The sequence below is a fragment of the Agrococcus sp. KRD186 genome (genome assembly GCF_017168255.1).
In the GTDB taxonomy this organism is placed as follows: domain Bacteria; phylum Actinomycetota; class Actinomycetes; order Actinomycetales; family Microbacteriaceae; genus Agrococcus.
On the sequence record NZ_JABFAP010000001.1, the window covers coordinates 1,567,001 to 1,581,590 of the forward strand.

The 14,590-nt window shown below is 74.2% G+C and carries 11 protein-coding genes; 4 read left to right on the forward strand and 7 right to left on the reverse strand.

Going from position 1 to position 14,590, the window contains the following annotated elements:
* The first annotated feature begins 45 nt into the window (after nt 1–45).
* Nucleotides 46–888 carry a sugar phosphate isomerase/epimerase family protein gene (locus tag J1M46_RS07540; protein WP_206447254.1) on the forward strand — a complete coding sequence of 281 codons (843 nt, stop codon included), beginning with the start codon at nt 46–48 and terminating at the stop codon, nt 886–888.
* Between the two features lie 107 nt (nt 889–995).
* Here the strand turns inward: J1M46_RS07540 and J1M46_RS07545 are convergent, their stop codons facing one another.
* From J1M46_RS07545 to J1M46_RS07575, 7 genes are all read right to left on the reverse strand, one after another.
* Nucleotides 996–2,564: a class I adenylate-forming enzyme family protein gene (locus J1M46_RS07545; RefSeq protein ID WP_206447255.1), complete on the reverse strand. Its 1,569-nt coding sequence runs from the start codon at nt 2,562–2,564 to the stop codon at nt 996–998.
* Between the two features lie 2 nt (nt 2,565–2,566).
* Entirely contained in the window at nt 2,567–3,775 is a 1,209-nt protein-coding gene (locus J1M46_RS07550) for a cytochrome P450 (RefSeq protein WP_241249056.1), read from the reverse strand.
* Nucleotides 3,776–3,788: 13 nt separating this feature from the next.
* Entirely contained in the window at nt 3,789–4,637 is an 849-nt protein-coding gene (locus tag J1M46_RS07555) for a glycosyltransferase family 2 protein (RefSeq protein ID WP_342384315.1), read from the reverse strand.
* Nucleotides 4,634–5,716, reverse strand: coding sequence for a 3-oxoacyl-[acyl-carrier-protein] synthase III C-terminal domain-containing protein (locus J1M46_RS15340; RefSeq protein ID WP_206447256.1), 1,083 nt, complete (start codon nt 5,714–5,716; stop codon nt 4,634–4,636). The genes J1M46_RS07555 and J1M46_RS15340 overlap by 4 nt, the downstream gene beginning before the upstream one ends.
* A 310-nt stretch (nt 5,717–6,026) precedes the next feature.
* Nucleotides 6,027–8,240, reverse strand: coding sequence for a YhgE/Pip family protein (locus J1M46_RS07565; RefSeq protein WP_206447257.1), 2,214 nt, complete (start codon nt 8,238–8,240; stop codon nt 6,027–6,029).
* Nucleotides 8,237–11,215: an MMPL family transporter gene (locus tag J1M46_RS07570; RefSeq protein WP_206447258.1), complete on the reverse strand. Its 2,979-nt coding sequence runs from the start codon at nt 11,213–11,215 to the stop codon at nt 8,237–8,239. Before J1M46_RS07570 ends, J1M46_RS07565 begins: the two co-directional genes overlap by 4 nt.
* On the reverse strand, nt 11,215–11,799 hold the full coding sequence (locus tag J1M46_RS07575; RefSeq protein ID WP_206447259.1) for a TetR family transcriptional regulator: 585 nt from the start codon (nt 11,797–11,799) through the stop codon (nt 11,215–11,217). The genes J1M46_RS07570 and J1M46_RS07575 overlap by 1 nt, the downstream gene beginning before the upstream one ends.
* Before the next feature lie 206 nt (nt 11,800–12,005).
* Between J1M46_RS07575 and J1M46_RS07580 the strand changes: the two genes are divergently transcribed.
* The 3 genes from J1M46_RS07580 (at nt 12,006) to J1M46_RS07590 (ending at nt 14,437) form a co-directional block, all read left to right on the forward strand.
* Complete coding sequence (locus J1M46_RS07580) at nt 12,006–12,230, forward strand: hypothetical protein (protein WP_206447260.1); 225 nt, start codon at nt 12,006–12,008, stop codon at nt 12,228–12,230.
* A gap of 40 nt (nt 12,231–12,270) precedes the next feature.
* Complete coding sequence (locus J1M46_RS07585; RefSeq protein ID WP_206447261.1) at nt 12,271–13,134, forward strand: PfkB family carbohydrate kinase; 864 nt, start codon at nt 12,271–12,273, stop codon at nt 13,132–13,134.
* A gap of 79 nt (nt 13,135–13,213) precedes the next feature.
* Nucleotides 13,214–14,437, forward strand: a complete 1,224-nt coding sequence (locus J1M46_RS07590) for a pyridoxal phosphate-dependent aminotransferase (protein ID WP_274606913.1) — start codon at nt 13,214–13,216, stop codon at nt 14,435–14,437.
* The last annotated feature ends 153 nt before the right edge of the window (nt 14,438–14,590 follow it).

Genomic DNA, 14,590 nt, shown 5'->3' on the forward strand with positions numbered 1-14,590 from the left:
CCTCTGGCTGTGCCATGTTCAGCGGAAGGGTCTACCGTCGGGTGCATGATCCAGGTCGGCCTCAGCACGATCTCCGTCTTCCCCAAGGGGGTCGAGGACGGCTTCCGGCTCTCGCGCGAGGCGGGCTTCGACGGTGTCGAGGTGATGGTCACCACCGACGCGAAGACCCGCAGCCCCGAGAAGCTGCTGGAGTACGCCGAGCGCTACGAGCAGCCCATCATGGCCATCCACGCGCCGGTGGTGCTGCTGACCACCTTCGTGTGGGGCCGCGACCCGTTCACGAAGCTCGACCGCTCGGCGCAGCTCGCGGTCGATGTGGGTGCGCCGACGGTGGTCGTGCATCCGCCCTTCCGGTGGCAGGGCAAGTACGCGAGGACGTTCACGGATGCGGTGCGTGCGACCGAGCAGAAGCACGGCGTCGAGGTGGCGGTCGAGAACATGTTCCCCTGGGCCGCCGGCGGCATCGACCGGCAGGCCTACCTGCCGGGCATCGACCCGAGCGAGATGGACGTCGACCACGCCACGCTCGACTTCTCGCACTGCGCGCTCGCCAAGCGCGACTCGATGCAGCTCGCGCTCGACCTGGGCGAGCGGCTGCGCCACCTGCACCTCACCGACGGCGTCGCCGCCGAGGAGGGCCGCGTGTTCGACGAGCACCTCATCCCGGGCCACGGCAACGAGCCGGTCGCCGAGGTGCTGCAGATGCTCGCGAAGCAGCAGTGGAGCGGCCAGGTGATCGCCGAGATCAAGACCCGCTACGCGCGCAACGAGCGCGACCGGCTGCGCCTCCTGACCGAGACGCTCGAGTTCGCGCGCGAGCACCTCGCTGTGGACGAGCCGGCCGAGGCCGAGGCCGAGTCGGTCTCCGCCCCCGACGCCTCCGCCTGAGCCGTCCGCCCCGCGCGCCCAACCCCGCGCGCCCTGTGCCGCGCACCAGGGGCGCCGCAGGTATAGGGCGATCCGCTCTCCGCCGACGCGTGCGGGAGCAACGCGCCCTATACCTGTTGCTCGGCGGCCTCGACGTGGGGCGCGACCAGCGCGACGAGCGCGCCCCGGTCGGGCTTGCGCATCCGCCCCCGTCTGGGCAGCGCGCCGATCGCCACCACCAGGTCAGGCAGCGCGCCATGGTCGATGAGCCCGGGCAGCGCCGCCGCGACGCGTCGGGCGAGCGGATGCGTCGGGTCGGGCGGGAGGTCCTCGGGTGCGCCCTCGGGCACCACGGCGACCACCACGCGGTCGTCGCCGATCGCGTCGGGCACGCCGACCATCGCCGCGTCGGCGACGCCCGGCAGCGAGGCGATGACCGGCTCGTAGAGTCCGACGTAGATGTTCTGGGTGCCGCGCAGCAGCATGTCCTTCTTGCGGCCCAGCAGCGTCAGCCGGTCGCCGTCGATGCGTGCCAGATCGCCCGTGCGCACCTCGGCGAGCTCGCGCGGCAGCTCGTGCACGTACGCGCGGGCCAGGCCGGGGCCGGCCAGCACCAGCTCGCCGTCGTCGACGCGGGCCTCGACGCTCGCGGCCACGCGCCCGACGTAGTCGCCCTCGCCGCTCGCGTGCAGCTTCTCGGCGCCGTCGGCGATCGCCACCGGCAGTATCTCGCTCATCCCGTACACGCAGCGGATGCGCGCGTCGGGGAAGCGCGTCAGCGCGCGCTCGATGAGCGGCGGCAGCACCGGCGCGCCGCCCAGCGCGATCAGGCGCACGGACGTCACGTATGGCTCAGCGCCCGCGGCCCGTCGCTCGTCGAGCTCGCGCAGCATGGCGTCGAGCCCGGCGGGCGAGGCGAAGATGGCATCGGCCGTGCCCAGCAGCGGCAGGTACCGCGCGGGCGAGGCGGCCGGGTCGAGGCCGGTCGGCGGCAGCGTCCAGTGGCTGCCGGCGATGAGCGCCGGCAGGCCGATCATGAGCTGGTCGGTGAGCACGCGCAGGCCCGGCTCCAGCCCCAGGCCGGCGCGGATGTCGGCGAGGCCGGCGCCGAGGGAGGCGAGCGTGTGCAGCACGGTCTTGGGCTCGCCGGTGGTGCCGGAGGTGAAGATGAGCAGCGCGTCAGCGGCGGGGTCGGCGGGCGGCAGCGGGCGCGGGGCGGTGCGCGCCAGCCGGTCGAGCCGCAGCGCGCCGCGCGGTGCGCCGGGCAGCGCGCGGCCGGTGACGATGTGGCGGGCGTGCGGCAGCAGCTCGCGGTAGGCGGGCAGGTCGACGCCGCGGCTGCGGGCGATGCGGCGCAGCCCCGGGGCGGAGACCAGGTGCAGCAGCGACTCGGCGGCGGTCCACTGCGGCTGCGCGAGCGCCAGCCTGGCGGCGAGCAGCTCGGGCCCGGCGCCCAGGTCGACGAAGGCGATCTGCCCGCCCGCCCGGCACACCGCGAGCGCCAGCACCACGGCGTCGATCGACGGCCGCACCGAGAACGCGACCCGATCGCCCGGCCGCATGCCGGCATCCGTCAGCCCCGTCGCCACACGCTCGATGCGCTCGCCCAGCTGCGCGAAGCGCAGGGTGCGGCCGCCCGCGGTGATCGCCGCCAGCGCCGCGTGCTCGCGGGTGGCGGCCAGGACGGCATCGAGCATGCTCACGAGCGGGCCTCCAGGATGAGCCTCGCGTAGCCGGGCAGTAGCTGTCCCCTAGCCGGCGTGCGGGCGACGACGCCGATCGTGCGCCCCGTCGCTTCGACGCGGCGCAGCGCCGCGAGCGCCAGCCGGATCTCGGCCATCGCCAGCGGCGCCCCGATGCAGAAGTGCGCGCCGGCGCCGAACCACAGCTGCTTGAGGCTCGCTGCCCGGTCGCTCGCGGGGTCGAAGCCGCCGGCCGCGCGGTCGGCCGCGTAGGTGCCGATGATGACGCGATCGCCGGGCGCGACCCGCAGCGCGCCGATCGTGCGCTCGGCGATCGTCGAGCGCAGCATGACCGGCGTCGGCGTCGTCCAGCGCAGCCCCTCGGCGATCGCCCGCTCGGCGCCGGCCTCATCGCGCGCCTCGCGCAGGGTGCCGCTGTCGGCCAGCAGCGCGACGATGCGCGGGATCGCCGCGGCGATCGTCTCGGTGCCGGTGAGGATGAAGGCGCCCACGGCGCCCAGCGCCTCGTCCTCCGAGAGGCCGAGCCCGCGCAGCCGCCCCGGCAGGGTCGACTCGTCGCCGCGGTAGGCGGCGGCCGCGTGCTCGCCGAGCGAGTCGAGCACCGCTCGCGCGCTGCGCACCTGGGCGGGGCTCAGCGTCGGCCGCGTGAGCCGCACCATGCCGGTGATGCCGGCGATCTGCCGGAAGAGCCGGTCGTCGACGGCCTCGCGCTCGAGCCCGACCAGCAGCGCGATGGCGGCGCTCGCCGACCGCCGCGCATGGGCGGCCAGGTCGACGCGCTCCCCCGCGAGCAGCCGCCGCTCGACCGCTGCGGCCCCGGGCCCGAGGCTCTGCTGCACGAGCGGCTCGACGAACGAGGGCGAGAAGATCGGCGCGAGCCGGCGCCGCAGCGCCCGGTGGTCCTCGCCGTGCATGTTCACCAGCACGCGGGCACCGAGCACCGGCGTCCACAGGTCGCTCGAGGCTCCCTTGCCCTGCTTCGAGAAGCCATCGCCATCGAGCAGCACCTGCCGCGCGAGCGCGGCGTCCTTCACGACGACGCCCAGCCCCGGCACCCGCCGCACCGGCCCCGGCACTGCCTGCAGCAGCGGGTAGCCGATGGGATGCACGGCGCGCATCAGGCGCTCGTCGCGGCGCATCGCGAGCGCCAGTCGCCGGCGGCGGTCGTCCGCCGTCATCGATCCGCGCAGGGCAGCCGCGCTCATCGCCAGGCCGCGCTCATCGGATGTCCACGTGCTCAGGACGGTAGGCGTGATCCTTGTACCAGAGCAGCGTGTTCTTCAGCCCCCATGCCTGCACCCGTCGCGAGGAGCCGCGCACGACGACGTCGCGCCGGCGCGCGTAGTTGCCGGTCAGCCTGCGCACGGCGTTCACGATCGCGCGATCCTCGTGCAGCTCCTCGATCGCGGTGCGCGGGAAGCCGCCCGCCGCGACGTACATCGCCGCGGTGATCGCCAGGTTGCAGCCCGGCGCCATGACGTACGGGCCGTGGAACTGCGGCCCGTTGTTGTCGGGCCTGACGACGCCGAACCCATCCGCCACGTGCACCGCGCCCGTCAGCAGCGCGCGCAGCACCGGCCCGAGCCCCTCGTCGTGCCGGGGCACGAGGCTGCCCGCGACCAGCTCGAGCCCGAGGCCGCCCTGCTCGCGGGGCGTGAGGGCGTGGCGGATGCGTGCAGTCCAGTCGAGCCGCGGGATGCAGTCGGCGTCGGTGCGCGCGAGCATCGTCGCACCGGCCGCGATGGCCGCCCGCATGCCGGTGTCGGCGGCCGCGCCGGTGCCCTTCTGCTGCTCGTCGACGACGCGCCAGCGGTCCAGCCCGCGCTCGCGGGCGAAGGCCTCGATCACCGCGCGCGAGCCGTCGGTCGAGCCGTTGTCGACGAAGACGGCGTCGAAGTCGGCGTCGCGCTGCGCCGCCAGCTGCCGCAGCGTCGGGGTGATGCCGCGCGCCTCGTCGTAGACGGGGACGACGACCGCGAGCCGGCCCAGGGCATCCGTCGGTCGCGGATCCCCGCGCCGAGCCGTGCCGCCCGCCGAGCTCACACCCGCGCCGTCCCCGGCGCTCACAGCCGCACCACCGCCGCGCCCAGGCTGATGCCGCCAGCGAGGCCGACGAGCAGCACGAGGCTGCCCGGGCCGACGAGGCCCCGATCGAGCGCCGTGCGCAGCTGGATCGGCAACGTCGCCGAGGCGAGGTTGCCGTGCTGCGCGACGGTCGGCAGGATCTTCTCGACGCCGAGCCCGAGCCGCTCGGCGATCGGCGCCAGGTGCGGCTCGGCGACCTGGTGCATGAGCACGAGGTCGAGGTCGGCCAGCGCGATGCCGTTGCGCGCCAGCAGCCCGGTGACGAGCTCTGGCCCGAGCGCCAGGAAGGCCCGCTGCAGCCCGTGGCCGTCGATGTCGAAGTAGGTGGCGTCGGGATCGCGCGGCCGCATCGAGCCGCCCATCGGCAGCGTGCCGATCGACCAGTGGTGGCTGGCGGCGGAGAAGGCCATCTCGACGATGCCGGCGCCGGCGGCGGCAGGGCCGGCGCCCGCCGGACCAGCGCTTGCGGCACCGGCGCCCGCGGGACCGGCACCGCCCGGCCGTGCTGACGCATCCGTCGCTTCGAGGATGAGCGCGGCCCCCGCGTCGCTCATCGTGTAGCCGGGGAAGGAGCGCACGAACTGGCGGCGGTCGGCGACGCGCCAGCGCACAGCGCTCGTGGGCGTCTCGCCGCTGGCGATGAGCACGCGCCCGGCCTGGCCGCTGACGATCATGGCGTGCGCGACCTGCATGGCGTTGAGCACCGAGTTGCAGGCGTTCTTGACGTCGAGCACGGGCACGCCCAGGCCCAGCTTGTCGTTCACGATGTGGCTGGTGGCGGGCTCGATGAGGTCCTGGCTGGCGCTCGCGAAGATGAGCAGGTCGACCGGCGCGGGCGATGCCGCGAGTGCCTCGCGGGCGGCGGCGACGGCGAGGTCGGAGGCCTGCTGGCCCTCCTCGCGCTCGTGCACCCGGTCGACGCCCGTCATGCGGCGGATCAGCCCTACCGGCAGGGCCACCCCGGGGTTCTCGTCGCGCAGCCGGCGCTCGGTCTGCTCGGTCGTGCGGATGCGTCGCGGGAGGTGGGTGCCGACGGCGGCGATGGCAGAGGTGGTCGGCACAAGCGTGAGCGTATCCGGCTCGACAGCCGGGCTCGCTGCGCCGCGCTCGTGCCGCCCGGGCGGTCAGCGGCCCGACCCGGACGTGAGGCAGGCCACCCGCTGCGCTCGCTTCGCGCAGCCCTGAATCACCGGTACCGCATGGCCGCTATCGCCGGCCCGAACCGGCCATCCGGTACCGCTTATTCGGAAGGGTGCGCGCAGCGCGGGACGGCGGCGGGCGCGAGCGCGGCGCGCAGCGGGGTGTCAGGCGGCGGCGGGCGCGAGCGCGGGACGGCGGCACCCGGCCGCGACCGCGGCGCCCAGCGGGGTGTCAGGCGGCGGCGGGCGCCAGCGCGTCGAGCGCGCGGACGCGCTCCCCCGTCTCGCGGCGCCGCGCCGAGCGCACCGCCAGGTAGGCGGCGAGCAGCCCGAACCCGGCGAACAGCAGCAGCATCGCGACCGCGCCGCCGGCGCCGCCGGTGCCGGCCGCCACCGCCTGCAGCGCATCGACCGCGTGCGTCATCGGCAGCGCCGGCGCGATGGCGGCGAAGCCCTCGCCCAGCACCTCGCGCGGCACCAGGCCGCCCGCGGCGACCGTCTGCAGCGCGAGCAGCACGAGCGAGACGACCGCACCGACCGGCCCCCACCAGGCGACCAGGGCAACGTGCAGCAGCGTCGCGACCGCCGCGAACAGCAGCGCGATGCCGAGCGTCGCCGGCGCTGAGGCCCAGGCCACCCCGCCGATCGCGTGCACGACGAGCGTCGCGAGCACCGCCTGCAAGCCGACCACCCACGCGGAGCGGATCAGCAGCGTCGTGAGCACGCGGCCGTCGGACTCCGCCGAGGCGAGCGTGCGCCGGGCAGCGCGCAGCAGCACGAGCACGAGCGCCAGCGCGCCGAGCCACAGGCCGATCGGCACGGCGATCGTCGCCACGCGCGCCTCGCCGGTGGGCACGGTGTGCTGCTGGGCGAGGTCGAAGCCGACCGGGTTCGTCGCGACGTCGGAGAGCTGCTCGAGCTCGGCGTCGCTGAGCTGCGGCATCTGCGCGATGCCCTCCCGCAGCCCGTCGGCGAGCTCGGTGCCGCCGTCACCGAGCTGCACGGCGCCGTTCTGGGCCGAGCGCGCGCCCGCGGCGAGCTGCACGGCGCCCGATTCCAGCTGGCCGAGGCCGCCGGCGAGCTCGCCGGTGCCGTCGGCGAGCTGCTGCGCCCCGGAGACGGAGGCGCCGAACTGCCCGTCGAGCTGGCCGAGGCCGTCGGCGAGCTGCGATGCGCCCTCGCGCAGCGCCGGCGAGCCCGCCGAGGCCTGCGCCGCGCCGTCGGCGAGCTGCGATGCGCCGTCGCGGAGGCCAGCGCCGCCGGCGATCAGCTGCGTCGCGCCGGCGTCGAGCTGGTCGAGGCCGGCGGTGGCCTCCCCCAGGCCGGCGGTGAGCTGCCCGGCGAGGTCCTGCTGATCCAGCCGCTCGAGCCCGCCGGCCAGCTGCCGCGCGGCCTCCAACGCCTGCGGGTCGGTGGCGGGGTCGGCCTCGAGCGCCGCGAGCAGCTGCGCCGCGCCCGTGCTCGACTGCCCGATGGCGGTCTCGAGCTGCTGGATGCCGCCGGCCTCGATCGCTTGGTCGAGCCCCGCGCCGAGCTGCGCGCTCGCCTGCTGCACGCCGCCGGCGAACTGGTCGACGCCCGCGGTGTACTGGTCGACGCCGTCGCTCAGCTGCGCGGCGCCGCCGGCGAGCTGGTCGACGCCGCCGGTGTACTGGGCGACGCCGTCGCGCAGCTGCGCCGAGCCGTCGGCGAGCTGCCCGATGCCGTCCTGCGCGGTGCCGAGGCCGACGGCGAGCTGCTGCCCGCCGTCCGCGAGCTGCGCGGCGCCCTCCTGCGACTGGCCGGCGCCGTCGGCGAGCTGATCGATGCCGCCGGCGAGCTCGCCGAGGCCCGAGGCGAGCTCCGCGCCTCCCGCGCCCAGCGCATCCGCACCCTCCGCCGCGCCGCCGAGCTGCTCGGCCATCGTGCCCATGCCGCCGTAGATGCCCGAGATGAAGCCGGTCGTGACGACATCGCCGAAGGAGGCCATGATCGCCTCGCCGGTCTCGGTCGCGAGGCTGGTCGCGAGCCCGCTCGAGCTCGCGTCGGTGACGATGCGGATGCCCGCCTGCTGCGGCTGGTCGCCCTGCAGGCTCAGCACCCGCTGCGAGAAGTCGGCGGGGATCGTGACGACCGCCTGCACCTCGCCGGCCGCGAGCGCCTCGGCGGCATCCTCCTCGTTCAGGATGCGGATGGCGAAGCCGTCGTCCTCGTCGGCGACCAGGTCGGTGACCACCTGGCGCCCGGCGAACATGGTCGACTCCGTGCCGTCGGCGCCGGTGGTCGTGAGCATCTCGTCGAGGTTCACGACGGCGGCCGGCACGTCGCGCTCGCCGTCGGCGGCGGGGCCGAACGACCAGGCCGCGAAGGCCGCGATCGCGAAGGGGGTGGCGGCTGCCGCGGTCAGCGCGACGGCCTTCTTCAGCCCAGAGGGCGTGAACCCGAAGGAAGTGGACACTGCGCTCATCGGTCTGCTCCCGTGGTCGCGAGATCGCCCGCGGAGGCGTCGCTGTCGGTCGGTGGGTGGGCGGATGCGGCTTCGGTCGGTGGGTGGGCGGCCTCGGCCACGCGCTGCTCGTCCAGGCGGTCCTGCGCTGCAGCACGGTCTTCAGCTGCAGCACTGGCCGGCGCGAGCTCGATCGCCGCCCGGCCGTGCGCCTCCGGCGATGCCTCGCTGGTCACGATCGTCACGTCGTCACCGCCCAGCCGCGCTGCGATCGCGGCGGCGCCGGTGGGCGCGCCGCCGGCGGCGTCGATCCAGAGCAGGCTCGGCGTGCGCTCCATCGCGATGGCCAGCAGCACGGCGGCGCGCGCGAGCGGCGCGAGGCGCGCCATGGGCGCCGCGGCGTCGATGGGCGTGCCCGCCGCGATGCCGGCGCGCTCGACAAGGGTGCTCGCCCGGCGGTCGAGCACCGTGCCGATCGCGAAGGGCGAGCGCAGCGCGAGCGCTGCCCGCGCGGCCTGGTGGGCAGATTCCTGGTGGCTGCCGGTACCCGCCAGGTCGAGATCGACCAGCGCCATCCGCTGCCGGATCGTCGCCGCGTCACCGGGCAGGGCGGCGCCGCCGAGGTGGGCACTGCCGGTCGCGCCGATGTCGCTCAGCAGCGCGTGTGCGAGCCGCTGCCGCTCGGCGAAGGAGCCGCCGAGGCGCACGACCGCGCCGCGCGGGGCCGTGAGCGTCCAGGACTGCTCGCCCGGCAGGTCGTGCCCCAGCTCCGGTCGCAGGCGCTCGAGCGCGAGGTGACCGCCCGCATCCGCCGCCCAGGCCAATGCCGCGCGGTGCCGGCCGAGGCTCTCGCCCTCGACATCCATGTTCGGCAAGATGCGGTCGAGCCACCTCGGCAGCCACCAGGCGCGCTCGCCCATCAGGGTCATGAGCGCCGGCACGAGCGTCATGCGCACGAGGAAGGCGTCGATGGCGACGCCGAATGCGAGCCCGAACGCGATGGCCTTGATCATCGCCATGCCCTCCGGCACGAACGCGAAGAAGACGAAGAACATGATCAGCGCCGCCGCGGTGACGACGCGGGCGTTGGCGGCGAAGCCGTGCCGCACGGCGCTCCTCGCCCTGTCGGGATCGGACGGGTGCCCGTGGGCGTAGGCCTCGCGCATGCCGCTGACGAGGAACATCTGGTAGTCCATCGCCAGCCCGAACAGCACCGACATCGTCAGCACCGGCATGAACGACAGGATCGGACCGGCCTCGAAGTGCAGCAGCTCGGCGGCCCAGCCCCACTGGAAGATCGCCACGGTCGCGCCGAAGGCGGCCAGCACCGAGAGCACGAAGCCGAGCGCCGCCGTGAGCGGCACCAGGATCGAGCGGAACACCAGCAGCAGGATCAGCACCGAGAGCGAGACGACCACGGCGCCGAAGGGCACGAGCGCGTCGGCGAGGCGCTGCGAGAGGTCGATCTGCACGGCGGTCATGCCGGTGACCGCCATCGGCGTGCCGTGCTCGGCCTCGATCGCTGGCGCGAGCTCGCGCAGCGCGTGCACCACCTCGACCGTCGCGGGATCGGCAGGACCGGTCGTCGGGATCACCTGGATGATGGCCGTGTCGACGGTCGCGTCGGGGAAGGCGCCGGCGATGCGGTCGACGCCCGGCACCTGCTCGAGCTCGTCGGCGACCGCGTCGATCGTGCCCATGACGTCGGTGACCTGCGTGATGTCGAGCATCACCACCAAGGGCCCGGTGGTGCCGTCGCCGAAGGCCTCCTGCAGCGTGTCGTTCGCGATGCGCTGCGTGCTGCCGGCTGCCTCGCGGCCGTTGTCGGGCAGCGCCAGCTGCAGCGAGGCGACCGGCAGCGCCGCCACGACGGTCACCGCGACGACGCCCAGGATGGCCAGCAGCGGGCGCTTCGAGATGGCGGTGACCCAGCGCATGCCGAGCGTCGGCTGCGCGTCGACGTCGCGCAGCGCCAGCCGGTGCGCGCGACTGCCCGTCTTCGGCCGCAGCCGCTCGCCGGCGAGCGCCATGATGGCTGGCAGCAGGGTGGTGGCCGCGGCGATGGCGACCGCCACCGAGCCGGCGGCGCCGATCGCCATCACCGACAGGAACGGGATGTTCACGATCAGCAGGCCCACGAGCGCCACGATCACCGTGATGCCCGCGAAGACCACCGCCGTGCCCGATGTGCCGACGGCGAGCGAGCCCGACGCGATCACGCCCATGCCGCGCGCCAGCTGCGATCGGTGGCGGGAGAGGATGAACAGCGCGTAGTCGATGCCGACCGCGAGGCCGATCATCAGCGCCATCAGCGGCGCGGAGTTCGAGACGGTGACGAGCGCCGAGGCGCCCAGTACGCCGCCCATGGTGATGCCGACGCCGACGAGCGCCGTCAGCAGCGGCATGCCGGCGGTCAGCAGCGACCAGAACGTGACGAACAGCACCATGCCGGCGAAGACCACGCCGAACACCTCGACGATGGTGACGCCGACCGACTGCGACTGGAAGACCTGACCCCCGAACTCGACCTGCACGCCCGACGCGCGCAGCGCATCCGCCGTCGCCACCACCTCGTCGAGGGTCGTCGGCTTCGCGCCGTCGGTGGGCTCGAACTGCACGAGCGTGTAGGCGACCGTGCCGTCGGCGGAGATCTGGTCGTTCGCGAACTCGCTCCACGGGTCGACCGCCTGCGCCACCAGGGAGATGTCGCCGATCGCCTCGGCCTGCCGCTCGATGGCGTCGCGGTGCGCCTCGATGCCGCCCTCGGCGGAGAGCACGACCTGCACCGAGCTGCCCGCGACCTGCGGGAAGACGCTGCCGAGGTGGTCGAGCGCCTCCTGCGACTCGGTGCCGGGGATGTCGAACGACTCCTGCATGTTCGGGCCCAGCGCGACCGCGCCGCCGAGCACGCCGCCGAGGGCGACCACCCACGCGATGATGACGAACCAGGCGCGGCGCATGGATGCGGCGCCGACGCGGGAGAGCCAGGTGGCCATCAGGCGCCCTTCCCGTTGCGCTCGGCGGGCAGCGGCGGGCAGAGGTCGACGATCGTGTCGATCAGCACGCGGCGCGTGAGCTCGCGGTCGAACTCGGGCAGGTCGTCGCGGTCGCTGTCGCCGATCAGGAACGCGGCGCCGGCCAGGCCGATCGACAGTCGCATGATCTCGGGCGTCGCGGGTGCCTCGGCCATGAGCACAGCCGCCAAGCGGGCGACGAGCGCGTTCGCGCGGGCGATGACCGGTACCTCGAGCAGGGCGCCGCGCTGGCTGACGAAGATCGCGACGGCGCGCGCGTGAGCGAGCAGCAGGTCGATGAACGCCGTCACCATCGCGACCAGGTCGTCGCGACGGAACGCGGCGTGCTGGTCGCGGGTCGGCACCTGCTGCAGCAGCCCCTCGAGCGCGTCGATAGCGGGTGAGATCGCAGCCTCGAGCAGCGCTTCCTTCGAGTCGAAGTGGTAGAGCACCGACGACTTCGAGGTGCCGACATCGTCGGCGATCTGCTGGATCGAGCTGCCGAGGTAGCCGTAGCGGGCGAAGCGCTCGAGCGCGGCCTGGAGGATCTCATCGCGAGTGGTCACGTGACACCACTGTACTGACCGATCGGTCAGAAGTCGACCGATCGGTCAGGATGCGATGCGGATGCGCAGGGTCGGCCCGATGCCCGAGACGGGCATCGGCGCTGGGGTCGCGCTCGAGATCCGAAAGGATCTCGAGCGAAGAGCTCCACCGCCCGCGTGCGGCGCTCAGCCAGCGCCAGTAGGTTTGGTCGCGACGAGGAGGCGAGATGCGCAAGTACCTGTTCAACGCCGGAGTGCTGAGCTCGATCACGAGCGGCATGGCCGTCGTCAAGGCGACCCGATCGGGCCCGCGCGACTGGCGGCTGGCGCTGCTGTGGGCGAGCTGGGGCATCGGCGTGGCGCTCGCGCTCGGCGCGGTGAAGCAGCGCGAGGAGGGCATCCGTCAGGACGAGCTCGAGCGCGAGCTGCGCAAGGCTGCCAAGGGCAAGTGAGCCGCAGACCCCTCGCGGCCGCCCGCTCGGCCGGCTGCCCGTGACCGAGGCCGTCGTCGTGATCGGCGACGCGCTGGTCGACGAGGTCGACGGCGCGTCGATCGTCGGCGGCGCGGCGCTCAACGTGGCGGTCGGGCTCGCCCGACTGGGCGTGCCCGCGCGGCTGATCGCCATGGTCGGCGACGACGCCCCCGGCCGGCTGGTGCGCGAGCACTGCGCCGCGCACGGCGTCGAGCTGCTGGCGACGGATGCGCCGCACGGCACCGCGGTGGCGAGCGCCGCGCGCGTCGGTGGCACCATGCACTACGAGTTCAACCCGGCGGGCACCGCGCGCTTCGTCGAGCTGGCCGGGCTCGAGCACCTGCTCGAGGCGGCGCCGCTCGTGGTGGTCTCCTGCCTGGCGCTCGAGCACCCAGCGCAGATCGCGCCGCTGCTGGGGCTGTCGCACTCTCGCCAGCGGCTGCTGATCGACCCGAATGCCAGGCCCGGCTACCTGCAGGCCGAGGGCGCGCGCGAGCGCTTCGCCGCCGGCCTCGACCGGCTGGCTGCCCGGGCGCTGCTGGTGAAGGTGAGCGACGAGGATACCGAGCTGGTCTACGGCGAGGACGCGAGCGAGACCGCCTCCCGCTGGCTCGACGCCGGCGCCCGCGCGGTCGCGATCACCCGCGGCCCAGACGGTGCGCTCATCACGACGCCGGAGACCTACGTCTCCGCGTTCGTGCCCGAGCTGGCGGCGCCCATCGTCGACACCATCGGCGCCGGTGACAGCGTGCTCGCCTCCCTCACCGCATCCGTCATCACAGGAGACCACGAAGGCGGATGGGCTGGCCCGCTCGGGCGGGCGATGGCCGTCGCGGCCGCCACCACGCGCGCGGCCGGCGGGCTGCTGCAACTGCCCGCCTGACCGGGCGCAGCGCCGACCGCCCCGGCGCGCGGAGCCACGTACGCCGGAGTGGCACGCCCGGCGCGCCTAGCATGGGGTGATGGCCCTGAAGTCGCTCGATCAGTCCTCGAAGCTCAAGCACGTCCTCTACGAGATCCGCGGCCCGGTGGCCGCCGAGGCCGCGCGACTCGAGGCCGAGGGGCATCGCATCCTGAAGCTCAACATCGGCAATCCCGCGCCGTTCGGCTTCGAGACGCCCGACACGATCGTGCAGGACATGATCGCCAACCTGCCGCTCGCCGAGGGCTACTCCGACTCGAAGGGCATCCTCTCCGCCCGCCGCGCGGTCGTGACGCGCTACGAGGGTGTCGCGGGCTTCCCGCCGTTGAGCGTCGACGACGTCTTCCTCGGCAACGGCGTCTCGGAGCTCATCACGATGACGATGCAGGCGCTGCTGGATGCCGGCGACGAGGTGCTCATCCCCGCGCCGGACTACCCGCTCTGGACCGCGATGACCTCGCTCGGCGGCGGCACGCCCGTGCACTACCTGACGGATGAGGCGAACGGCTGGGTGCCGGATCTGGCCGACATCGAGGCCAAGATCACGCCCCGCACGAAGGCGATCGTCGTCATCAACCCCAACAACCCGACGGGCGCCGTCTACACGCGCGAGTCGCTGCAGGGCATCGTCGACCTGGCCCGGAAGCACTCGCTGCTGATCCTCGCCGACGAGATCTACGACCGCATCCTCTACGACGATGCCGAGCACATCTCGATCGCGACGCTCGCGCCCGACCTGCTGACGCTGACGTACAACGGGCTGTCGAAGACCTACCGCGCCGCGGGCTTCCGCGCCGGCTGGCTGGCGATCACGGGCCCGAAGGCGCACGCAGCCGGCTTCCTCGAGGGGCTGATGCTGATGGCCTCGACGCGCCTGTGCCCGAACGTGCCGGCGCAGTACGGCATCCAGGTGGCCCTCGGCGGCCACCAGTCGATCGAGGAGCTCATCCTGCCCGGCGGGCGGCTGCTCGAGCAGCGCGACGCGGCGGTGCAGGGGCTGCGGCGCATCCCGGGCGTGAGCGTCGTCAACCCGAAGGGCGCGCTCTACCTCTTCCCGCGGCTGGAGCCCGAGGTGCACGAGATCCACGACGACCGGCAGTTCGCGCTCGACCTGCTGCGCGAGGAGAAGATCCTCGTCACGCACGGCACCGGCTTCAACTGGCCTTCCCCCGACCACTTCCGCATCGTGACGCTGCCGTGGAAGCGCGACCTCGAGGACGCGGTCGAGCGCATCGGCAATTTCCTGGCCTCCTACCGGCAGTAGCCCTTGACCGAGCCTGCCGCACAGCGCCGCACTCATCCCCGTCGTCAAGTACCCCGCTGTGCGCACGGGGAGGACTCAGGAGGCTTGGGGATCTCACGCAGCGGGCGGGCGGGGCTCGTTCGTGAACTGCCCTCCTGCGGGATGCCCCTGGCC